The sequence below is a fragment of the Streptomyces sp. NPDC093801 genome, assembly GCF_040701585.1.
Taxonomy (GTDB): Bacteria; Actinomycetota; Actinomycetes; order Streptomycetales; family Streptomycetaceae; genus Streptomyces.
The window spans coordinates 165472-188516 of record NZ_JBFBDP010000005.1 but is presented as its reverse complement, the minus strand read 5'-3'; the positions used below and the strand labels follow the sequence as shown (position 1 = coordinate 188516).

Genomic DNA, 23045 nt, shown 5'->3' with positions numbered 1-23045 from the left:
AGATAAGTGATGCCGCAGGCTAGCAGGGGACCGCGACATTCCTGGAGGGGATTTCGGTCGGATGATCGAACCGGAATCGGCCCGTGACCTGCGGTGGCGTCCCGGTCAGAGGCGGTGGGCCGCGCCGGCCGGGCTGGCGCCGCGGGTGTCGAGGAGGAGCTGGGCCTTCACCGCCAGGCCCTGCATGTCGTACGTGCGGTGGTGCTGGAGCAGGATCGTCAGGTCGGCGTTGGCGGCGGCCTCGTAGAGGGAGTCGGCGCGGGGCACGGGCCGGTCGCGGACCCGCCAGGCCGGGATGTACGGGTCGTGGTAGCTGATCAGGGCGCCGAGGTCGAGGAGGCGGCTGGCGATCTCGGCGGCGGGCGAGCCCTCCTGGTCGGCGAGGTCGGGCTTGTAGGTGACGCCGAGGAGGAGGACGCGGGCGCCGCGGGCGGATTTGCCGTGCTCGTTCAGCAGGGTGGCGCAGCGCTGGATGACGTACTGCGGCATCCGGTTGTTGATCTCCTGCGCCAGGCCGACCATGCGCAGGGGGTGGCCGGGGGTGCGGGTGGTGTGGGGGAGGTAGTTCGGGTCCAGGGGGACGCCGTGGCCGCCGACGCCGGGGCCGGGGCGGAAGGCCTGGAACCCGTACGGCTTGGTCTCGGCGCACCGGATGACGTCCCAGAGGTCGACGCCGAGGTCGTGGCAGAGGACCGCCATCTCGTTCATGAGGGCGATGTTGACGTGCCGGTAGTTGGTTTCCAGGAGCTGTACGGTCTCGGCCTCGCGCAGGCCGCGGGCCCGGACGACCTTCTCGGTGAGGCGGGCGTAGAAGGCGTGGGCGGATTCGGTGCAGGCGGGGGTGAGGCCGCCGATGACCTTGGGGGTGTTGGCGATGGTGTGGGTCCGGTTGCCGGGGTCGAGGCGGCTGGGGGAGTAGGCCAGGTGGAAGTCGCGTCCGGCGCGCAGGCCGGAGCCCTCTTCGAGGATGGGGCGCAGGTACTCCTCGGTGACCCCGGGGTGGGCGGCGGACTCCAGGATCACGGTGGTGTGCGGGCGCAGCCGGGCGGCGAGGGTGCGGCCGGCCGCGCCGACGGCCCCCAGGTCGAGCGCCCGGTCGGCGCCGAGCTGGGTGGGGGCGCAGATGACGGCGGTGCGGACCCGGCCGAGCTCGGCGGCGTTGGTGGTGACGCGGAAGCCGGCCGCCGACATCCGGCGGATCTCGGCGGCGGTGAGGGGGCTGTCCGTGGCGGGGCCGCTGTCGTAGCCGACGGTCTCGATCCCGGCGGCGACGGCCGCCTGGGCGAGGGGGAGGCCGAGGTGGCCGAGTCCGATGACGGCGAGATCTGCGGGCATGGGGGGCCGTCCCTTCCCTTCCCTGGCATGCATGAGGGGGCGGTGCGCGCAAGTCCTGTGGACGAACGGAGCTGGCGCAATGTCAGACTAGGCGTATATATGACAGATATGTCGCATTGTGGGCTCGTGGTTGCTCTGTGTTGTCCACAGCCGGTGGCTGATGTCGGCGAGGCCGGTCAGAATCGGAGGCGGGAGATGTGATCGGGATCACCCGCACCGGGCGGGTGCGGCCCGTACCGACGGGAGGCAGCCGTGAGGACAGCGACACTGGGACCCGCGCAGCGCGTGGAGGCCCTCGCCCGGATGGCCGAGCGCGAACTGGACGTGCTGGTCGTCGGCGCCGGCGTGGTCGGAGCCGGCACCGCGCTCGACGCGGTGACCAGAGGCCTGTCCACCGGCCTGGTGGAGGCGCGCGACTGGGCGTCGGGGACGTCGAGCCGCTCCAGCAAGCTCGTCCACGGCGGCCTGCGCTATCTGGAGATGCTCGACTTCGCCCTCGTCCGCGAGGCGCTCAAGGAGCGGGGGCTGCTGCTGGAGCGCCTCGCGCCGCACCTGGTGAAGCCGGTCCCGTTCCTGTACCCGCTCCAGCACAAGGTGTGGGAGCGCTTCTACGCCGGATCGGGCGTGGCCCTGTACGACGCGATGTCCGTCTCCAGCGGGCACGGCCGCGGCCTGCCCACCCACCGGCACCTCTCGCGCCGGCGGGCGCTGCGCATCGCTCCGGCGCTGCGCAAGGACGCCCTGGTGGGCGCCCTGCAGTACTACGACGCCCAGATGGACGACGCGCGCTACGTGACCACGCTGGTCCGCACGGCCGCCGCGTACGGGGCGCACTGCGCCAACCGGGCGAGGGTGGTCGGCTTCCTGCGCGAGGGCGAACGGGTGGTCGGGGCCCGGGTGCGGGACGTGGAGGGCGGCGGGGAGTACGAGATCCGCGCCAAGCAGGTCGTGAACGCGACCGGGGTGTGGACGGACGACACCCAGGCGCTGATCGGCGAGCGCGGGCAGTTCCACGTACGGGCCTCCAAGGGCATCCACCTCGTGGTCCCGAAGGACCGGATCCACTCGAACACCGGGCTGATCCTGCGGACCGAGAAGTCGGTGCTGTTCGTGATCCCCTGGGGGCGGCACTGGATCGTGGGCACCACGGACACCGACTGGGACCTGGACAAGGCGCACCCGGCGGCGTCGAGCGCCGACATCGACTACCTGCTGGAGCACGTGAACTCGGTGCTGGCGGTGCCGCTGACCCGGGACGACGTGCAGGGGGTCTACGCGGGCCTGCGGCCGCTGCTGGCGGGGGAGTCGGACGCGACGAGCAAGCTCTCGCGCGAGCACACGGTGGCCCATCCGGTGCCGGGCCTGGTGGTGGTGGCCGGCGGCAAGTACACGACGTACCGGGTCATGGCGAAGGACGCCGTCGACGAGGCGGTGCACGGCCTGGACCAGCGGGTGGCGCCGTGCGTCACGGAGGACGTGCCGCTGGTGGGCGCGGAGGGCTACCGGGCCCTGTGGAACGGCCGGGCACGCATCGCCCTGCGGACGGGGCTCCACGTGGTGCGGGTGGAGCACCTGCTGAACCGGTACGGGGCGCTGACGGAGGAACTGCTCGACCTGATCGCGGCCGACCCGGCGCTGGGCGAGCCGGTGACCGGTGCGGAGGACTACCTCCGGGCCGAGGTCGTGTACGCCGCCTCGCACGAGGGGGCGCGGCATCTGGACGACGTGCTGACGCGGCGGACCCGGATCTCGATCGAGACCTTCGACCGGGGGACGAGGTCGGCCCGCGAGTGTGCGGAACTGATGGCTCCGGTGCTGGGCTGGGACAAGCGGCAGATCGAGAACGAAGTGGAACACTACGAGAAGCGGGTTCAGGCGGAGCGCGAATCGCAGCGCCAGCCGGACGACCAGACCGCCGATGCCGCACGGCTGGGGGCGCCCGACATCGTTCCGTCGTGACTCCGCCGTCCGGATGGGGGAACCGCCGGACCCGGGGCTCCCGTCCGATGCGGAGTGAGCAACAATGAGGTTTCTGCCGGGGTGGGTTACCTTGCCCCCGGCGGCTGCCGGGGGCAGCCGGGGCAGGCTGCACGATCGCAGAGGGGACGCATGTCGAAGCCGGAGCACACCGAGTCGCCTGCCGAGGCGCCTGCGGCGAAGCTTGAGGGTGCCGGTGCCTCCGAGGGCGGTGGTGTGGTGAAGTCGGCCGCCGAGCCCGGATCTGACGCAGCGCAGGCCGGACCCGTCGCGGCGGGAGTGCCCCGGCCGAGGTCCGGGAAGGCGGCGCCCGAGGTGCCCGGACATGCCGAGCCGAGCGCCGGGAAGGGTTCCGGCGCGGCGCAGGAGGCCCGGCCCGGGACCGGGCCGCAGGACGCCAAGTCCGCACCCGAGGACCGGATACCGGCCGGGAAGACCCCGAAGCCGGAGCCGCGGGACGCGCGGCCCGCGGCCGAGGAGGCCGCCCCGAAGGCCGAGCGGCAGGGCGTGAAGTCCGCACCCGAGGAGCGGAAAACGGCCGCAGAGGCTGCGCCGAAGGCCGAGCCGCAGGACGCGAAGCCGTTCTCCAAGGCCGAGCCGCAGGAGGCGAAGTCCGCGTCGGCGGACCGGAAGCCGGCTGCGGAGGCGTATTCCAAGGTCGAGCCGCGGGACGCGAAGTCCGCGCCCGCGGCCTCGAAGGCCGTGCCGCAGGACGCCGAGCCCGCGGCCGGGGAGCGGAAGACGGCCGGGAAGGCGGCTTCGAGGAGCGGCGGCGAGGACGCGAAGCCCGTGGCCGGCAACGGTCCTGACGCGGCGCCCGCATCCGCCGGGAAGGCCCGGACCGGCGCCGAGCCGAAGGACGCCGAGGACGCGGAAGCCCCGGCCGACCGGGACGCGAAGCACAAGGGGCGGCTGCTGGCGGGCCGGTACCGGCTCGGGGCCGTCCTCGGCAAGGGCGGCATGGGCACCGTGTGGCGGGCCGAGGACGAGGTCCTCGGCCGGACCGTCGCCGTCAAGGAACTCCGCTTCAGCAGCGGCGTCGACGAGGACGAGAAGCGCCGCCTCATCACCCGCACCCTCCGCGAGGCCAAGGCCATCGCGCGCATCCGCAACGAGGGCGCCGTCACCGTCTACGACGTCGTCGACGAGGACGCCCGCCCCTGGATCGTCATGGAGCTCATCGAGGGCCCCTCCCTCGCCGAGTTCGTCCGCGAGAACGGTCCGCTGACCCCGCACCGCGCCGCCGAGGTCGGGCTCGCCGTGCTCGACGTCCTGCGCGCGGCGCACCGCCAGGGGATCCTGCACCGCGACGTGAAGCCGTCCAACGTGCTCATCGCCGGCAGCGGCCGCGTCGTCCTCACCGACTTCGGCATCGCCCAGGTCGAGGGCGACCCCTCCATCACCTCCACCGGCATGCTCGTCGGCGCCCCCTCGTACATCTCCCCCGAGCGCGCCCGCGGCTACAAGCCCGGCCCGCCCGCCGACATGTGGTCCCTCGGCGGACTGCTGTACGCCGCCGTGGAGGGCGTGCCCCCCTACGACAAGGGCTCCGCGCTCGCCACCCTCACCGCGGTGATGACCGAGGCCGTGGACCCGCCCAAGAACGCCGGTCCGGCCCTGACCGAGGTCATCTACGGGCTGCTGGTCAAGGACCCGGCGCTGCGCCTCGACGAGGACCGCGCCCGGACGATGCTCACCGCCGTGATCAACGCCCCCGAGTCCCGGCCGGCCCCCGCGCCCCTCCCTCCGGTCGAGGAGACCCGCCCGATCTCCTTCACCAAGGCCGAGGTGGAGGCGCAGAAGGCAGCGGAGAAGGCCGCCGAGAAGGCGGCGAAGAAGGAGCGCGAGCAGCGCGAACGCGAGCAGCGCGACCGCACCCGCGCCGCCCTGAAGGCGGCCCGCAAGGCGGCGGCCGCCGAAGCCGCGGCCGCCTCCGCCGCCGCGGCCCCGCCGCAGCGTCCCAAGACGGCGGCCCCGGCGTCGCTCACCGACGTGATGCCGCGCCGCACCATCGCCCTCGCGATAGCCGGCGTGCTCGTGGCCCTGGCCGTCATCGGCTCGCTCATCGCGTACGCGGTCAGCGGCGACGACGAGAAGGGCGGCCGGAAGAACGAGGGCAAGGGCGGCCCGACCCCCGCGGCCTCCGCCGGCCAGTCCCCGGGCAACGCCCCGGCCGCGTCGCAGGCCACCTCGCCGAGCGCGACGCCGCCGCCGCCGAGCCCGACCCCGGCCGGCAGCCCGGGCCAGGCGGCCCCCGGTGCGACTCCCGGCGGCGGCGCCGACCCCGCCCAGAGCCAGGGGCAGAGCAGCCAGGGCCAGGGCGCCAGCCCGGGCGGCACCGGCGGCGGGGCGGGCGTCCCCGCCGGCTTCACGACGGTGACCGACCCCCGCTTCCGGTTCGCGATGGCGATGCCCGAGGGCTTCCACCAGACCGACACCGCCGGCAGTGACTCGGGTGCGATATACAGCCGCTCCGGCGGCTTCCCCCGTATCCAGGTCGACCACACCGACAGCCCGGGCAACGACGCCCGCGCAGCCTGGGCCGAACTGGCCCCGGCCGTGGCCGGCAGCAGCAAGAACTACCGCCTGATCCGCCTCGAATCCGTCGGCTACCGGAACTACCCGACCGTCGCCGACTGGGAGTTCGAGCGCGAGCAGCAGGGCATGAAGGTCCGCGTCCTCAACCGCGGTTTCAGGGCGGACGCCAAGAACGGCTACGCCATCATGATCAGCTGCCCGGCCGACCAGTGGGACGGCCCCGAATGCACGCAGATCCGCAACACCGCCTTCGACACCTTCCAGCAGTTGGGCTGACGGCCCTCCCAAGCCCGGGACGCGGGCGGCCCGGGCCACGTATCGTGTCAGCGGGGGCCATGGGGGACCCACCGCACTCGGGGGAGGCGATGTGGAGGACTACGCCGGCCGGATCCTGGCCGACCGCTACCGTCTGCCGTTACCGCCGACCGACGAGTACGAGCTGGTGGAGACCCGCGCCTTCGACACCCGCAGCGGGCAGGAGGTCCTCGTCCGGCACGTGCCGCTGCCCGAGGTCGTGGACGCCGAACTGCTCGACGGGACCCGCGCGACGCCGGCCGCGGCGGGGGAACTCCCCGCGGTGCGCCGGGCGATCGCCGCGGCCCAGGCGGCCGCGTCCGTACCGGACCATCCCCGCCTCGACCAGGTCTTCGACGTGTTCGCCGAGGACGGCTCGCTGTGGATCGTGAGCGAACTCGTCCCCGCCAGGCCGCTGGCCGCCCTGATCGCCGACGAACCGCTCACCCCCTACCGGGCGGCGGAGGTGGCCTCCGACGTGCTGACCGCGCTGCGGGTGCTGCACGCGCACGGCTGGACGCACCGCAACATCACCGTCCGCACGGTCCTGATATGCGAGGACGGCCGCGTGGTCCTCACCGGGCTCGCGGCCGGCGCCGCCGAGGACGCCCTGTGCGGCTACGACCCGGTGCCCGCGGGGGAGCCCTGGGGCGGGGGCCCGGGCGCCCCGGCCGCGCCCTGGGAGCCGCCGCCCCCCGCCCCCGGCGGACGGGAGCCCGTGTACGCCCCGCTGGTGGCGCCCGGGTACGACACCGGGCCGCGCTACTCCGACCACATCCTCCCCGAGCCGGAGCGCGCGTCCGAGCCCGGGTACGAGCCCCCGTACGGGCCCGGGTCCGGGTCCGGGTCCGCGTACGGGTCCGGGTCCGGGTCCGGGTCCGGGTCCGCGTACGGGTCCGGGGCGCATCCGGAACCCGGGTGGTCCGCCCCGCCGGATCCCCCGGCCGCGGCCCCGGCCCCGGCCCCGGCCCCGGCCGCTTCGCCCGGGCCCCCCGCCCGGCCCGCCGGGACCCGCGACGACGCCCTGGCCGCGGCCCGTGCCCGGACCGTCGCCGCCTACCGGGCCGGCTCCCGCGCCGCCGCCGAGAAGGTGGCGCAGGAGCGCGGGACACGGGGACCGGTGGTCGTCCCGCAGCTCCCGCCGACCGGTGCCAACCTGCCGCAGGAGTACGCGTACCCGTACGGCGGCCCGGACACCGCCGCCCCCACGCCCTGGCACGGGGCCGCCCCCCGCCGCCGGCAGGAGACCGAGCCGCAGCCGCAGCAGGAGGCGGCCGAGGACCCGCGGCAGGACCGGCTCCCGCACCCGGAGCCCGAGCCCCCCGCGGCCCCGCCCCGCCCCGCGCTCCCCGCGCAGCTCGCCCTTCCCCAGGGCTACCACCAGGCCGACCCCCCGGCACCCGCCCCCCACCCGCATCCCGGGGACGGCACCGGGGAGGACCACCCCTCGCCGCCCGCGTTCCTGCAGACCCCTGCTCCCGGGGCCGCTGGGACCCCTGCTCCCGGGGCCGCGGGGACCCCTGCTCCCGGGGCCCCGGGCGGTCCGGCAGCCCGTGCTCCCGAGGCCCGTCCGCCCGCCGCCTTCGCCCCCGGCGCCCGCCCGCCGGTGCCCCCGGCCCCCGTGCCCCCCGCCCCGGTGGCCCGGCCCGTGCCCGTGCCGTCCGCCGGGGGCTGGGGCGGCGGGTCCGGGCAGGGCGGGGGCGGTCCCCGTACCGGACTCGACGCGGAGCGGGCCCGCCAGACCCGGATGGCCGTCGTCGGCCCCGTCACCGAGCGCTGGGCCCCCGAACAGGCCGGCCCCGTCCACGGCGGCCCCTGGCAGCTCGCCGCGCCCGTCGGCCCCGCCACCGACCTCTGGGCCCTCGGCGCCCTGTTGTACCGGGCCGTCCAGGGCCACGCCCCGTACCCCGAGGAGAGCGTCGCGGAGCTCGTGGACATGGTCTGCGCCGAGCCGCCCGCCTTCGCCGAGGAGTGCGGCGCGCTGCGCCCCGTCGTGGAGTCCCTGCTGCGCCAGGACCCCACCGAGCGGCCCGACTTCGAGGAGCTGCGCGGCTGGCTGCGCTCGCTGGTCCGCTCCGCCCCCGAGCCCGACGGCGACTTCGTGTTCCCGCTGCCGGAACCCGACCCCGCCCGCCTGCCCGAGGTGCGCCGGCGCGCGGACCTGCACGGCCGCCACCGCAGCCCCGACGCGCCCCGCAAGCCGCGCTCGCCGGTGCGGACCCTGCTGGCCGCCGTCCTGGTGCTGCTCGCGGGCGGGGTGGCGTACGCGATGCTGTTCCTGCCGGGCTCCGACGACCGGGACGCCGGCCGGGCCCAGCAGCCCACGGCGGCCCAGAGCCCGGTGCCCCCCTCGGCGGCGCCGAAGACCCAGAAGCCCCCGCAGCAGTCGCCGTCGGCCCCCGCGTCCTCCGGCGCGCAGCCGCCCGCCCAGCAGGCCCCGGAGGGCTACACCCTCCAGCAGGACCCGGCGCACTTCACCATCGCCGTCCCCAACGGCTGGGAGCGGCAGTCGATCAACGAGGCCGGCCAGGTGCGCTACACCCAGGGCCAGTTCACCCTGATCGTGGTCCCGGGCCGCGACCGGGTGGAGGGCGGGTCCCCGGACCCGATGGGGTACCAGAAGGACAAGGAGGCCGAACTGGCCCCGTACCGCAACTCCACCTGGGCCTCCGGCGGCGACGTGAAGTCCACCAGGGTGGGCCAGCAGCTGCGCGTGACCGGCCGCTACACGTGGATCGACGCGGCCGGCCGCTCCCTGTTCGCCCGCAACTTCGTCGTCGCGCTCGGCGGCGCCTACCACGTGGTCATGGTCACGGGACCGGAGGACAACCAGGACAAGGTCACCGACGTTTTCGACAAGGCCACGGCCAGTTACCAGGCCGGAGGCTGACGGCCGATCAGTACGGCGATTGCGTCACAGTGCTGGTTTATCGGCCCCGCCCGGTTCCGGCACCGCCCGCAGGCTCCGTAATCTGGCCCGGAGTGCACAGAGCGGCGGGAATTCGTGGAACAGCAGACAGGCGCGGGCGCGGTGCTCGCGGGCCGGTACCGGCTCGTGGAGCCCATCGGCAGCGGCGGCATGGGCAAGGTGTGGCGCGCCCATGACGAGCTGCTGCACAGGACGGTCGCGGTCAAGGAACTGACGGCGGGTCTGTACGTCTCCCAGGCCGACCGGGAGGTCCTGCACGCCCGTACGCAGAAGGAGGCCCGGGCGGCGGCCCGGATCCAGCACCCGGCGGTCGTCACCGTGCACGACGTGCTGGAGCACGACGACCGGCCCTGGATCGTCATGGAGCACATCGACGGCCCCTCGCTCGCGGAGGCCGCCAAGGCCGCCGGGCGGATCGAACCGCGCGAGGCGGCCCGGATCGGCCTGCACGTCCTGGGCGCGCTGCGCGCCGCGCACGCGGTCGGCGTCATGCACCGGGACGTGAAGCCGGGCAACGTGCTGCTGGCCAAGGACGGCCGGGTGCTGCTCACCGACTTCGGGATCGCGGCCATCGAGGGCGACTCCTCCATCACCAGGACGGGTGAACTCGTCGGCTCCATCGACTACCTGGCCCCGGAGCGGGTCACCGGCGGCGCCCCCGACCCCTCCTCGGACCTGTGGTCCCTGGGCGCCACCCTGTACACGGCCGTCGAGGCCCGCTCGCCCTTCCGCCGGACCTCGCCGATCTCCAGCCTCCAGGCCGTGGTCAACGACGAGCCGCCCGTACCGCGCCAGTCCGGGCCCCTGGGGCCGGTCATCACCGCGCTGCTGCGCAAGGACCCGGCCGAGCGCCCCTCGGCGGCCGAGGCGGAGCGGATGCTGATCGAGGCCATGGAGGGACGCGAGCCCAAGGCGGCCCAGGCGTACGTGCCCACCCGCGCGGTGACCGCCGAGGAGCGCGCCCCGGCCCGGGCGGAGGCCGCCCCGCAGCCGCAGCCGCAGCAGCAGCCCGCCCCCGTGCCCTCGCCGGCCACCGCCCCGGCCGAGCCGGCGGCGGCCCCCGCCGGACGCCCGGCGGGGCGGGTCAAGAAGGTCGCCGCGGTCGCGGTGGTGGCGGCGCTCCTCGGCGGCGGCGGGGTCTTCGGCCTGCTGAAGCTGACCGGCGGGGACGAGCAGGACGCCGCCGGCTCGGACAAGAACGCCTCGGCCCCCGACGGGCAGGACGAGGGCGACGCCCCGCCGGAGGGCTACACCGAGGTCACCGACCCGGCGGGCTTCACGCTGTTCGTGCCCAAGGGCTGGAAGCGGCGGATGTTCGGCAACCAGATCGACTACACCCCGGACGAGGGCAAGCACTTCATCCGGATCGCGGTGGACACGACGCCCGACTTCAACGACCCGTACATGCACCTGCTCGACCTGGAGAAGCAGCTCAAGGCGCGCACGGACTACAAGCGCCAGTCGCTCAACCAGAACACCTTCCACGACAGCACCCGCGCGGCGCTGTGGGACTTCAGCTGGACCGAGAAGGGGGCCCTCGCCGGTCCCCGGCGGGCCATCGACCAGATGTACATCGCCCCGGACGGCACCGAGTACGGGGTGTACATGTCGGGCCCGGCGGCGGACTGGGAGACCACTCGCTCCCAGTTCGACGTGGTCCTCAGCGGATGGGAGCCGGCGAAGAAGAAGGGCTGACCGGCCATCGTGCCAGCGATCGCTGGCAGATTTGGCAAAATCCGGTTACCCACGGGTACCCAAAGGCCCCGGGGCGGAATACGCTCACCGCCATGACGGACTCGAAGGCTGCTGCCGCCCCCCTCCGCTCCGCGCCCCGGCCCACCAACCCGGTCGCCCCGGCCCCGGCGGGCGCCCGCACCGCGGCCGACGTGGTGACGCCCGCCCTGATCACCCGCCTGACCCGCGGAGTCACCGGCTCCGGCAGCACCGCCAACCACACCCCCTTCACCGGGGCGAAGCTGGCGGACCTCCCCGAGGCCACCCCCGAGGACGTGGCCGCCGCCTTCGCGAAGGCCCGCGCCGCCATGCCCGCCTGGGCCGCCGTCCCCGTACGGCAGCGCGCCGCCGTCCTGCTGCGCTTCCACGACCTGGTCCTCGCCCGCCAGTCCGAGGTCCTCGACCTCATCCAGCTGGAGACCGGCAAGGCCCGCCTGCACGCCCACGAAGAGGTCCAGGCCGTCGCCGTCGCCGCCCGCCACTACGGCCGCAAGGCCCCCTCGTACCTGCGCCCCAAGGGCCACACGGGCGCCATGCCCACCCTCACCAAGGTCACCGAGCTGCGCCAGCCGCGCGGGGTCGTCGGGCAGATCGCCCCCTGGAACTACCCCCTCGAACTCTCCGTCGGCGACGCCCTGCCCGCCTTCGTCTCGGGCAACGCCGTCGTCATGAAGCCCGACACCGAGACCGCGCTGACCGCCCTGTGGGCCCGCGACCTGCTCATCGAGGCAGGGCTGCCCGCCGAGGTCTTCCAGGTCGTCCTCGGCGAGGGGCCCGTCGTCGGCCCCGAGGTGGTCCGCCACGCCGACTACGTCTCCTTCACCGGTTCCACCCGCACCGGCCGCGAGGTCGCCCAGGGCGCCGCGGCCCGCCTCGTCGGGGTCTCCCTCGAACTCGGCGGCAAGAACGCCATGCTCGTCCTGCACGACGCCGACGTGGAGAAGGCCGCCGCCGGAGCCGTCCGCGCCTGCTTCTCCTCGGCCGGACAGCTGTGCATCTCCATCGAGCGGCTCTACGTCCACGCCTCCATCGCCGACGCCTTCCTGGAGCGCTTCGCCGCCCGCACCAAGGCCATGCGGCTCGGCAGCTCCCTCGCCTACGGCGCCGACATGGGCTCGCTCGTCGGTGAACGCCAGCTGGAGAACGTGCAGCGGCACGTGGACGAGGCCGTCGCCAAGGGCGCCACCCTCGTCGCCGGCGGCGTCGCCCGCCCCGACATCGGCCCCCTCTTCTACGAGCCCACCATCCTCGACGGGGTCGAGGCACCCATGGCCGTCTGCGCCGAGGAGACCTTCGGCCCGGTCGTCTCGGTCTACCGGTTCACCGACGAGGACGAGGCCGTCGCCGAGGCCAACGCCACCGCCTACGGCCTCAACTCCAGCGTCTGGACCAAGGACGCCCGCCGCGGCCACGCCGTCGCCGCCCGGCTGCGCACCGGCACCGTCAACATCAACGACGGCTACGCCCCCGCCTACGGCAGCGCCCAGGCCCCCATGGGCGGCATGAAGGACTCCGGGCTCGGCCGCCGGCACGGATCCGAGGGCATCCTCAAGTACACCGAGGCCCAGACCGTGGCCCACCAGCGGCTGCTGCCGATGGCGCCCTCGCTGGGCATGGACGACGCGAAGTACGCCGAGTTCATGACCCGCAGCCTCAAGGTCCTCAAGGCCCTCCGCTTCCGCTAGGGCCCGTCGGCGCCGCCACACCAGCACCCCAGGGCAACAGGCACGAACCGACCGCCGGGAGGCACCGCGCAGTGTCGTACGACCACGCATACGACTACGACGTCATCGTCATCGGATCGGGCTTCGGAGGGTCGGTCTCGGCGCTGCGGCTCACCGAGAAGGGCTACCGGGTCGGCGTCCTGGAGGCAGGACGCCGCTTCACCCGCGAGAGCCTGCCCCGCAACAGCTGGGACCTGCGCAACTACCTGTGGGCGCCCGCCCTCGGGCTGTACGGGATCCAGCGCATCCACCTGCTCGGCAACGTGATGGTGCTCGCGGGCGCCGGCGTGGGCGGCGGCTCCCTCAACTACGCCAACACCCTCTACGTGCCGCCCGCCGCCTTCTTCGAGGACCGGCAGTGGGCCTCCATCACCGACTGGCGCGCCGAGCTCGCCCCGTACTACGAGCAGGCCCGGCGGATGCTCGGCGTACGCCTCAACCCGACGATGACCCCCTCCGACGTCCACCTCAAGGCGGCCGCCGAGAAGATGGGCGTCGGCGACTCCTTCCACATGGCCCCCGTCGGCGTCTTCTTCGGCGACGGCGGGGACGCCGACGGCCGCCGGAAGGTCCGCCCCGGCCAGGAGGTCCCCGACCCCTACTTCGGCGGCGCCGGGCCCGCCCGCAGGGCCTGCACCGAATGCGGCGAGTGCATGACCGGCTGCCGGCACGGCGCGAAGAACACCCTGAACGAGAACTACCTGCACCTGGCCGAACGGGCGGGCGCCGTCATCCACCCCATGACCACCGTCACCGCGCTCGCCGAGCACCCCGACGGCGGCTACCGGGTCCGCACCGTCCCCACCGACCACCGCCGCTCCGGCCGCGCGAAGGTACTGCGCGCCCGGTACGTGGTCGTCGCGGCGGGTACGTACGGCACCCAGACCCTGCTGCACACCATGAAGGACCGCGGCGAACTGCCCCGCGTCTCCGACCGGCTCGGCGACCTGACCCGCACCAACTCCGAGGGCCTGGTCGGCGCCCAGACCGACGACCGCCGCTACCGCAGGCGCCACCCCGGCGCGGCCCGGGCGGACTTCACCCGGGGCGTCGCCATCACCTCGTCCGTGCACCCCAACGCCGACACCCACATCGAGCCCGTCCGCTACGGCAAGGGCTCGAACGCGATGGGCTTCCTGACCGTCCTCCAGGTGCCCCACAGCGCCCACCGGGTACGGGCCTGGCTCGCCCGCACCGCCCGCCACCCCGTGCAGCTGGCGCGCTCCCTGTCGAACCGGCGCTGGTCGGAGCGGACCATCATCGGCCTGGTCATGCAGTCGCTGGACAACTCCCTGACCACCTACCGCAAGCCCGGCGGCCTCGGGAAGGGCCTGCTGACGGCCCGCCAGGGCCACGGAGCCCCCAACCCCGTGCAGATCGCGGAGGCCACCGAGGCCGCGACCCTGCTGGCCGAGGAGATCAACGGCTTCCCCGGCAGCAACGTCGGCGAGCTGATGGGCACCCCGCTGACCGCGCACTTCCTCGGCGGCTGTCCGATCGGCGCCACGCCCGAGGAGGGCGTGGTCGACCCCTACCACCGGCTGTACGGGCACCCGGGCATCTCGGTCGTCGACGGCTCGGCGGTCTCCGCCAACCTCGGGGTCAACCCGTCCCTGACCATCACGGCCCAGGCCGAGCGGGCGATGTCGTACTGGCCGAACAAGGGCGGGGCGGACCCGCGGCCCGCGCAGGGGGAGGCGTACGAACGCCTCGCGGCGGTGGAGCCGGTCCGTCCGGCCGTCCCGAAGGAGGCCTTCGGGGCACTGCGGCTGCCCTTCCTCGCCGTCCCGGAGATCCCCCCGAGGCAACCGGAAGCGAAGGGCTGAGCCCCTCGAACGACCGCGGCGGGTACCGCGCTCCCCCTCCGAGCGCGGTACCCGCCGCAGTACAGAAGTGACGGGCGGTCGCCGGAAAAGGTTGTACCGGAATGCTTCCGATGAAGCTGTGGTGTCGGTCACACGGCCATTCGTGCAACCGAGTCGTGCGTCCGGGGGTCACACGGGGCATGAGACAGCGCATCTCCCTGCTGGCCGCGTGCGGCCTGGTGGCCGCGGGACTCGTCACCGTCCCGGCCGCCGCGGCCAACGCCGCGGAACCCGTCTTCCGCCTGGCCGGACCGCCCGGTGTCCTCCTCCCGCTCCACCCCGCCACGGGATCCCCGAAGCCGGTGGCGCTGAACTACCGGCTGGAGGCCCCGGCCGGGACCGGTGCCTTCGACGGGGACTTCACCCTCACCGTCGACCTCTCCCGGCTCAACGGGGCGGCGACCGTCCAGGAGAGCCCGGGCACGGCTGCCAAGAAGTGCGCCCCCGCCGGCAGCACGCTCGTGTGCACGCAGCACGGCCTGCGCCCCGGCGTCCCGGCCGGCGTGGACCTGGAGGTCACCGCCGCGAAGGACGCCCCCAACGGACGGGTCGGGGTGATCGAGGTGACCGGCAAGGCCGCCGGCGCCACCGTCACCCCCGCCGTCACCGGGCTCCAGGTCGGCGGACCCGACCTGGTCATGGGGAAGATGAAGCTCAAGGAGGACCTGAAGCCGGGCGAGGAGCAGTCCCTCCCCCTCGCCTTCAGCAACCGCGGCACCCAGCCGGCCAAGGGCATCGTCCTGGAGCTGGACGCCAGCCACGGCCTGGAGCTCCCGGAGCGGTACGACAACTGCACCTACCGCACCACCCCCACCGCGACCACCGCCGTCTGCACCGTCGAGGGCGACTTCGAGGCGGGTGCCTCCTACGAGCTGGCCGGCGACAGCCCGCTGCACCTCAAGGCCGGCGCGAACGCCCTGAACGAACGTTTCGGCTACGGCGTCTACCCGGCGCCCGCCCCGCAGAAGGCCCAGGCCGACTCCGGCGCGACCGGTGCGGACACGTCGAAGACCGGCGGCGCGACCGACAAGGCGCCGAAGCGGAAGCTGACCGCCCGCAAGGCGACGCCCGCCCCGCTCACCGAGCACGGCCCGGACCTCAACCCGGCCGACAACAAGCGCGAGGCCGTCCTCACCGTCCGGAACACCGCGGACTTCGAGGCCGAGCCCCTGACGGTCAAGGGTGCCGCCGGCACCACCGCCAAGGGCGTCGTCGCCATCCGCAACAACGGCCCGGCCTGGATCGCCGCCAAGGGCGACGGCCCCGCGGCCGTCGTCGAGGTGGAGCTCCCCAAGGGCCTGAAGGCCGTCACCGTGCCCGCCGCCTGCCGCCCCGCGGGCGAGGCCCACTACCTCTGCGCCACCGCGCCCACCGTGCTGGAGAGCGAGAACGTCGAGTTCCCGTTCGAGCTGAAGATCGAGACGGCGCTCAAGGACGCCAAGGGCGCCATCCGCGTCGGCGCGCCCGGCCCGAAGGGCGAGCCGCAGCGGCAGTCCTTCGACCCGGTCCTCGCCAACGACATCGCCCTCGTCGTGGTGAACCCGACGACCACCGGCCCGAGCCCGAGCCCCTCCGGCAGCCCCTCGCCCAGCGCCTCCGCGAGCGCCTCGGCCTCCCCGAGCCCCTCGGCGGGCGGCGGCACCACCGCGAACGGCGGCAAGAGCGGCGGCCCGCTGGCCTCCACCGGCAGCCAGGCCGGCCTGGTCGGCCTCGGCGCGGCCGGGCTGCTGGCCGTCGGCGGCGCGCTGTACCTGTCCTTCCGGCGCAAGCCCGCGCGCGCGTAACGGCGCACCCGCGCACACAGCGGAACGGCCGGCCCGGGGCGTCCCCCGGGCCGGCCGTTCTTCTGGGGTGACCGGGCCGCTGTCCCCTGCCGTCCGGTCACGCGGAGGAGCGGGGTCCCACGACGCACGCCGTCGGGCGTCACGTCTCACCGCTCCCGCGGAGCCCTGCGTGATGGTGCGCTCCCGCACCTGGCTGGCGCGGACACCCCCTCAACGAAGGCCTCCGGGGCCGGTCACGGTCCGGACGGGTGACGAACGGGCGCCCGTGCGGTTCAGACGCGGCCCCGGCACAGCTCCAGCAGGGTCATCGCGAGCGCGGTGCCGGGCCTGCCGAGGGCGTCGCTCCAGTGCGACAGCACCTCCATCTCCCGCGAGAGGTGCACGCGCCGCCCGCCCGCCCCGATCCGGGCCTGCTGGATGACGGACGAGACGGCCATCCGCTCCTGGATCAGCCCGATGATCCGGTCGTCGAGGGCGTCGATGCGCTCACGGGAGTCGGCGATCAGCTGCTCGGGGGTGGCGGCGGTGGTGGTGACGGTGCTCATCGGGTTTCTCCTGTGGTCGTGGCCGACAGGAGCGGAAACGCGGAGCGCCCCGGTCCTGTCGGACCGGGGCGCTCTGGGAAGTCAGCGGCTCAAGCGAGCATCACGATGACCCATGGCGACCGGACCGGCCGGTGCCATAGGTAAAGAGGAAGCTCAGCTGCTTGCGCATGGTGTGGATTATGTCCCCCCGCCCGCGTCCCGGCCAACCGGGCCCGGATGCTGAGACGCGCCCCGTCGTGACGTGGGCCTCGGATGGTGCGACAAAGAGGCGGCCGGCGCCACCGGTAGAATCGACAAAACAGCCACCTCTTCCGCCGGAAGGCCGTCCCGTGCCAGAAGCACCCTCCGCCGCCCACGACAGCGCCCCGGACACGGTCCTCGTCGTCGACTTCGGCGCGCAGTACGCCCAGCTCATCGCCCGCCGTGTCCGCGAGGCCCGCGTCTACAGCGAGATCGTGCCGAGCACGATGCCCGTGGCCGAGATGCTCGCCAAGGACCCGAAGGCGATCATCCTCTCCGGCGGCCCGTCCTCCGTGTACGAGGAGGGCGCCCCGCGCCTGGACGACGGCCGCGCCCTGTTCGAGTCCGGCGTCCCCGTCTTCGGCATGTGCTACGGCTTCCAGCTGATGGCGACCACCCTCGGCGGCACCGTCGACAACACCGGTGCCCGCGAGTACGGCCGCACCCCGCTGTCCGTCTCCAAGCCCGGCTCGACCCTGTTCGAGGGCACCCCCGAGCACCAGTCGGTGTGGATGTCCCACGGCGACGCCTGCTCCGCCGCCCCCGAGGGCTTCACCGTCACCGCGTCGACGAACGTCGTCCCGGTCGCGGCCTTCGAGAACGACGAGAAGAAGCTGTACGGCGTGCAGTACCACCCCGAGGTGATGCACTCCACGCACGGCCAGCAGGTCCTGGAGCACTTCCTCTACCGGGGCGCGGGCCTGAAGCCCACCTGGACCACCGGCAACATCGTCGAGGAGCAGATCGCGGCGATCCGCGAGCAGGTCGGCGACAAGCGCGCCATCTGCGGCCTGTCCGGCGGCGTGGACTCCGCGGTCGCCGCGGCCCTCGTCCAGAAGGCCATCGGCTCCCAGCTGACCTGCGTGTACGTCGACCACGGCCTGATGCGCAAGGGCGAGACCGAGCAGGTCGAGAAGGACTTCGTCGCGGCCACCGGCGTCCAGCTGAAGGTCGTCGACGCGCAGGAGCGCTTCCTGAACGCGCTGGCCGGCGTCTCCGACCCGGAGACCAAGCGCAAGATCATCGGCCGCGAGTTCATCCGCGTCTTCGAGCAGGCCCAGCTGGAGATCCTCCAGGAGGACGGCCCGGCGGTCTCCTTCCTGGTCCAGGGCACCCTGTACCCGGACGTCGTAGAGTCCGGCGGCGGCACCGGCACCGCCAACATCAAGTCCCACCACAACGTGGGCGGCCTCCCCGACGACATCGAGTTCGAGCTCGTCGAGCCGCTGCGCCAGCTGTTCAAGGACGAGGTCCGGATGGTCGGCCAGGAGCTCGGCCTGCCCGAGGAGATCGTCCAGCGCCAGCCCTTCCCCGGCCCCGGCCTCGGCATCCGCATCGTCGGCGAGGTCACCAAGGAGCGCCTGGACCTGCTGCGCGAGGCGGACGCCATCGCCCGGCACGAGCTGACCGCCGCCGGCCTGGACCGGGAGATCTGGCAGTGCCCGGTCGTCCTGCTCGCCGACGTCCGCAGCGTGGGCGTCCAGGGTGACGGCCGCACCTACGGCCACCCGATCGTGCTGCGCCCGGTCTCGTCCGAGGACGCCATGACGGCCGACTGGACCCGCATGCCGTACGAGGTGCTGGCCCGGATCTCGACCCGCATCACCAACGAGGTCAAGGACGTCAACCGCGTGGTCCTGGACTGCACGAGCAAGCCCCCGGGCACCATCGAGTGGGAGTAGGGTCACCCCGCCCCCGAGCCTGACACGGAGCCGCCGTTCCCCCTCCCGGGGAGCGGCGGCTCCGCCGTTTTCCCCCTGTGGCTCCCGGGCTCTGGCCTCTTGGCGGCCGCACCGGTACCTTGCGCGGCGACCGGCCCGACCAGGAGGAGGGACGCGCCCATGCCCGAGCAGCCCCCGCCCGTGCCGGTGGACCGGCTGGCGTTCGACATGCCGCCCGTGCACGAGGACCCGGCCGAGGAGCGCGCGTACCGCAGGGAGCGGCTCGCCGGCGCGCTGCGGCTGCTGGGCCGGCTGGGGTACGAGGACGGGGTCGCGGGGCACGTCACCGCCCGGGACCCGGAGTTCGAGGACTGCTACTGGGTCAACCCCTTCGGGCGGGCCTTCGCCGGACTGGGCCCGGAGGACCTGCTGCTGGTCGACGGCGACGGGCGGGTGGTCCGGGGCGGGCGGCGGGTGAACCAGCTGGCCTTCGCGGTGCACGCGGCCGTGCACCGGGCGCGGCCCGGGGTGGTGTCCGTGGTCCGCACGCAGGCCCCGTACGGGCGGGCGCTGGCCTGTCTCGGGGAGCTGCTGGCCCCGATCAGCCAGGAGGCCTGCTGCTTCTACGAGGACCACGTCCTGATGGACGAGTACGCGGGGGCGGACGACCCGGCGCGGGTCGCGCGGGCGCTGGGCCCCCACAAGGCGCTGGTCCTGCGCAACCGGGGGCTGCTGACGGTCGGCGGGTCGGTGGACGCGGCGGTGTGGTGGTTCGTCGCGGCGGAGCGGGCGGCGCAGGTGCAGCTGATCGCGCGGGCGGCCGGGAAGCCGGTGCTCATCGACCACCGCGGCGCGGTCGCCACGCGGGAGCGGTTCGGGGGCGACCTGGCCGCCTGGGCGAGCTACCAGCCGCTGTGGCAGACCGTCGCGGGCGGTGGCGGGCCGGTGGCGTCAACATCATGAACCGTTAATCACCTGCTCTGACATCGTGCGCAATCCGGAGCACTGCCGCAGTGGTGCACAATTCGCTGGCATTGCACCGTAGTTCAGAGAGGCGGCACGCACGTGGCTGTCCAAGAGATGTCCCGGAGTACCCATACCGCCGTCTGCGCCTGCGACGACTGCGCGCGGGAGGGGCACCGGCGCGCGGTCGCCGCGTTCCTGGAGAAGCGGGACGAGTTCGCCGCCGGACAGGGGGTGCCGCCCGCCGTGGCCCACTCCCTCGGCGCCTCCCGCCAGTGGGTCTCCGACGAACTGACCCTGTCCGCCCGCACGGCCGCCGAACGGGGCCGGGAGGCCGGCAACTCCTGGCTGTACCGGTTCTCCCGCCGGGCCGTCCTCGCGCTGTGGATCGCCGCCGGGACCCTGCTGCTGGTGCAGGTCGGCACCGCACTCGGCACCGGCTGGTCCACCGCCCGCACCGCCGGGCTGCTGGCCGCGCTGGTGCTGGCCGGGCTGCTGACGGCCGCGGCCCGCGCGCAGTCGCTGCGGGGCGGGCTGCTGGCCCCGCTGGTCGGCGAGGACAACCGGCTGTCCACCTCCAAGGCGGTGCCGAGCGCCTGGGTGGTGCTGACGGCGTTCGCGGCGCTGCTGCCCGCGCTGCGGCTGGCCGCCTCCTCGCCGGGGCCGGAACGCGACGCCCTGTACCAGGGGTTCGCGCTGGGGCGGGCGCTGCCGCTGCTGGCCGTGGTCGCGCTGACCTCGGGGGTCGCGGTGCTGGTGCGCCGGGTGGTCTCCGTACGGATCATGGGGCAGCGGTTGCAGAAGCTGCCGGCGGACCGGCCGCGCGGGGTGGACCTGCTGACGGGCGACGACGGCCGCGGGAGCTTCCCGGACGCGCAGTACGTCCTCGTCTCGACGGTGGTGCTGGCCTACGCCGCGGTGTCCCTGGCCCGGTTCCCCGACCGGCTGCCGCAGCTGCCGTGGGCGCTGGCCCTGCTGGTGGCCCTGTCGGCGGCGGTGTACCTGGCGGCGAAGTACGCCGAGGGGAGCCGTCCGCTGGTGCTGTCGGTGGTCCGCCGGCGCGAGCCGGGGGACATCGACGCGGCGGTCCGCCCCGGCGACGACATCGAGATCCGGGGCGTCGGGTTCGTCCCGCCGGGCGCGCAGACGCCGGAGATGCTCGCCCGGCTGGTGGTGCGGGTCGGCACGGTCCACGTCCACGTTCCGCTGGTCCCGGTGGCCGGCGGGTTCGTGAACCCCTCGGACACGGTGCTGACCGTGCCGGTGCCCGCCGAGGTGGAGCCGGGCCGCGTCGACGTCCAGGTGGTGACCGCCGCGGGGGTGGAATCCAACCGCTGCGTCATCGACGTGGCCGAATGAAGCGGGTAGACATGGCTGCGTGAACCGAACTGACGTCCCCTCCGGTGTGCGGTCCACACCGTGGAGAGAACTCGCCTCCCGCCATGCCCTGCTCCCGCTGCGGATCTTCCTCGGCGTGACCTTCGTCTACGCGGGCCTCGACAAACTGACCACCCCGGGCTTCTTCGCCGCCGAGGGCGCCGCCTCGATCGGCGAGCAGATGCGCGGCGTGCGCGACACCGCCGCGATCCCCGCCCTGGTGGACCTCGCCCTGAAGGCCCCCGCCGGCTTCGGCTACGCCATCGCCCTCGGGGAGCTCCTCGTCGGCCTGGGCGTCCTCACCGGGCTGCTGACCCGGATCGCTGCCGCGGGCGGTGCGCTGATCTCGCTGAGCCTGTGGCTCACGGTCTCCTGGGCCGTGACCCCGTACTACTACGGCAACGACCTGGTGTACCTGATGGCCTGGCTCCCGCTGGTGCTCGCCGGGGCGCCCTACTGGTCCCTCGACGCGCTGATCCGGTCGCGCCGGTCACGCCGCACCGCGTAGGTCACCAGCCCGACCAGGGCGGCCAGGGCCAGTCCGCCGACCGCCATCGGCACCACCAGGAACCACGGCAGGTCGGCCTTCCCGGCCGCGTCGAGCAGGTACAGCACGCCCGCCGCGGTCAGCACCAGGCCGGCCAGCAGCCTTCCCGGCTGGAACTCATGACGCCGCACGGGCCACCTCCACCTGTCCCACACCCGCGTCCAGGTGCAGCTCGATCGTCCCGCCGGCCTCGGTGCCGGCGGTGGGGGGCAGGGTCGCCCGCCGGTTCTCGCCACCGCTCTTGATCCGCACGGAGCGGTCCCCGGGGAGCTGGATGTCGCCGAGGCGGACCGAGACGTCGGCCCCGGCGGTGACCTCCCGGGGGACGACCACCTTCAGCCGGCCCGCCTCGATGGAGGCCCGGACGGACACGGTGGTGCCCTTCGGCACGTCCAGGCGGCTCAGGTCGAGCGTGGCCAGGCCCGTCCCGGAGGAGTAGAGGGGCGCGACGTCGGCCACCGCCGCCGGGCGCCAGTCGACGTTGTGCCAGTCGGTGCTCACCTCGCGCGGCAGGGCGGTCGCCGCCGCGAGCAGCCCGGCGGTGACCAGGCCCAGCAGGATGGTGCCGAAGCCCGTACGGCCCTTGAGGGAGCTGACGGCCAGGCCCAGCCCGAAGACGGCCAGCGCGCAGGCCAGGCCGACCTGGAGGGCGTGCCCCAGCGGGCTGCCGTGCCACACCGCGGCGGTCCCGAGGCCGCCCGCCAGCACGGCCAGGACGAACACCCGGCCGCCGATCCCGCCGCGCCCCCGTCCGTACGCGTCCGCGGGCTCCGGCTTCGCCGGGGCCCCGCCGGGCGCCGCGCCCGGCCGGTCGTCGACGCTGTCGTCGGGGCCCCACAGGTAGCCGGAGGAGCCGACCGGGCCGGTCGTGCCGTCCTTCACCAGCGGGTCGCGCCACCAGGACGGGCTGCTCGGCACGGGCGGCGCCTGGGTCTCCGGCGGCGCCGGACGGTGCGCGCCCGACGCCTCCGCCTCGGGGGCGGCGGCCTGCCGGTGGCGCTGGGACCAGTAGGCGGCGCCGCCCAGGGCCAGGATGACCAGGACGGAGAAACCGCCCATCACCCCGTTGTCGAGCATGGACAGGAACAGCGCGCACCCCACCAGGGCGCTGAAGACCGCGGCCAGGGTGGCGCCTTCGACCCGGCCGGTCAGGAGCTTGCGGCCCTCGCTGTCCTCCTCGCCCTCCAGGGGCAGCAGCAGCCAGGCGAAGCCGTAGAAGACCAGGCCGACGCCGCCGGTGACGGCGAGCACCCCGAGCACGATCCGGAACACCACCGGGTCCAGGTCGAAATACCGGCCCAGGCCGCCGCAGACGCCCGCGAGGACCTTGTCGCGCCTGCTGCGGCGCAGGGGCGGCCGCTCGGCGGCGGCCGGTGCCGCCGGATCGTCCCCCGGAACGCGTCCCGGAGTGCCCCCGGGCGGGGCGTCGTGTACGTCGGTCATGGCTCCATGGTGACGGCCCGCCCGGCCGCCCGGCACCGGGCCCGACCCTGGCGCAACCCTGATATCCCCCCGACGGAACTGGGGGGATG

Annotated in this window: 15 protein-coding genes; 11 read left to right on the top strand and 4 right to left on the bottom strand. The window is 74.4% G+C overall.

Annotated elements, in window-relative coordinates; genetic code table 11:
- Positions 1-105: 105 nt before the first annotated feature.
- Positions 106-1335, bottom strand: a complete 1230-nt coding sequence (locus AB0469_RS07470) for a nucleotide sugar dehydrogenase (RefSeq protein WP_366450396.1) — start codon at positions 1333-1335, stop codon at positions 106-108.
- Between the two features lie 252 nt (positions 1336-1587).
- Between AB0469_RS07470 and AB0469_RS07465 the strand changes: the two genes are divergently transcribed.
- From AB0469_RS07465 to AB0469_RS07435, 7 genes are all read left to right on the top strand, one after another.
- The gene (locus AB0469_RS07465; protein WP_366450395.1) at positions 1588-3294 is read left to right on the top strand and encodes a glycerol-3-phosphate dehydrogenase/oxidase; all 1707 of its coding nucleotides are present in this window, start codon (positions 1588-1590) and stop codon (positions 3292-3294) included.
- A gap of 333 nt (positions 3295-3627) precedes the next feature.
- Entirely contained in the window at positions 3628-6126 is a 2499-nt protein-coding gene (locus AB0469_RS07460; protein ID WP_366450394.1) for a protein kinase, read from the top strand.
- A gap of 91 nt (positions 6127-6217) precedes the next feature.
- Complete coding sequence (locus AB0469_RS07455; protein WP_366450393.1) at positions 6218-9034, top strand: protein kinase; 2817 nt, start codon at positions 6218-6220, stop codon at positions 9032-9034.
- Positions 9035-9148: 114 nt separating this feature from the next.
- Entirely contained in the window at positions 9149-10768 is a 1620-nt protein-coding gene (locus AB0469_RS07450; RefSeq protein ID WP_366450391.1) for a serine/threonine-protein kinase, read from the top strand.
- A 92-nt stretch (positions 10769-10860) separates the two neighbouring features.
- Entirely contained in the window at positions 10861-12492 is a 1632-nt protein-coding gene (locus AB0469_RS07445) for a succinic semialdehyde dehydrogenase (protein ID WP_366450389.1), read from the top strand.
- 71 nt (positions 12493-12563) lie between these two features.
- A complete protein-coding gene (locus tag AB0469_RS07440) occupies positions 12564-14357 on the top strand; it encodes a GMC family oxidoreductase (RefSeq protein ID WP_366450388.1) in 1794 nt (597 codons plus the stop codon).
- A 179-nt stretch (positions 14358-14536) separates the two neighbouring features.
- Positions 14537-16180 carry a hypothetical protein gene (locus AB0469_RS07435; RefSeq protein WP_366450387.1) on the top strand — a complete coding sequence of 548 codons (1644 nt, stop codon included), beginning with the start codon at positions 14537-14539 and terminating at the stop codon, positions 16178-16180.
- 272 nt (positions 16181-16452) lie between these two features.
- On the opposite strand, the gene AB0469_RS07430 is transcribed toward AB0469_RS07435, so the two are convergent.
- Positions 16453-16725 (bottom strand): chorismate mutase, encoded by a 273-nt coding sequence (locus tag AB0469_RS07430; protein WP_366450385.1) that lies wholly within the window; start codon positions 16723-16725, stop codon positions 16453-16455.
- A gap of 329 nt (positions 16726-17054) precedes the next feature.
- Between AB0469_RS07430 and guaA the strand changes: the two genes are divergently transcribed.
- The 4 genes from guaA (at position 17055) to AB0469_RS07410 (ending at position 21474) form a co-directional block, all read left to right on the top strand.
- Positions 17055-18647, top strand: coding sequence for a glutamine-hydrolyzing GMP synthase (gene guaA / locus AB0469_RS07425; protein ID WP_366450384.1), 1593 nt, complete (start codon positions 17055-17057; stop codon positions 18645-18647).
- Between the two features lie 99 nt (positions 18648-18746).
- A complete protein-coding gene (locus tag AB0469_RS07420; protein ID WP_366450383.1) occupies positions 18747-19589 on the top strand; it encodes a class II aldolase/adducin family protein in 843 nt (280 codons plus the stop codon).
- A 102-nt stretch (positions 19590-19691) separates the two neighbouring features.
- Positions 19692-20948 (top strand): hypothetical protein, encoded by a 1257-nt coding sequence (locus AB0469_RS07415; RefSeq protein WP_366450382.1) that lies wholly within the window; start codon positions 19692-19694, stop codon positions 20946-20948.
- Between the two features lie 19 nt (positions 20949-20967).
- Positions 20968-21474: a DoxX family protein gene (locus AB0469_RS07410; RefSeq protein WP_366450381.1), complete on the top strand. Its 507-nt coding sequence runs from the start codon at positions 20968-20970 to the stop codon at positions 21472-21474.
- On the opposite strand, the gene AB0469_RS07405 is transcribed toward AB0469_RS07410, so the two are convergent.
- Complete coding sequence (locus tag AB0469_RS07405; protein ID WP_366450380.1) at positions 21420-21644, bottom strand: hypothetical protein; 225 nt, start codon at positions 21642-21644, stop codon at positions 21420-21422. The genes AB0469_RS07410 and AB0469_RS07405 overlap by 55 nt on opposite strands.
- Complete coding sequence (locus AB0469_RS07400) at positions 21631-22956, bottom strand: PspC domain-containing protein (protein ID WP_366450379.1); 1326 nt, start codon at positions 22954-22956, stop codon at positions 21631-21633. The genes AB0469_RS07405 and AB0469_RS07400 overlap by 14 nt, the downstream gene beginning before the upstream one ends.
- Positions 22957-23045: the final 89 nt, after the last annotated feature.

Bases quoted from the DNA above. Each gene is read 5' to 3' on its own strand.
- AB0469_RS07470 (WP_366450396.1), bottom strand. From the start codon at position 1,335: ATGCCCGCAGATCTCGCCGTCATCGGACTCGGCCACCTCGGCCTCCCC.
- AB0469_RS07445 (WP_366450389.1), top strand. From the start codon at position 10,861: ATGACGGACTCGAAGGCTGCTGCCGCCCCCCTCCGCTCCGCGCCCCGG.
- AB0469_RS07435 (WP_366450387.1), top strand. From the start codon at position 14,537: ATGAGACAGCGCATCTCCCTGCTGGCCGCGTGCGGCCTGGTGGCCGCG.
- AB0469_RS07430 (WP_366450385.1), bottom strand. From the start codon at position 16,725: ATGAGCACCGTCACCACCACCGCCGCCACCCCCGAGCAGCTGATCGCC.
- AB0469_RS07400 (WP_366450379.1), bottom strand. From the start codon at position 22,956: ATGACCGACGTACACGACGCCCCGCCCGGGGGCACTCCGGGACGCGTT.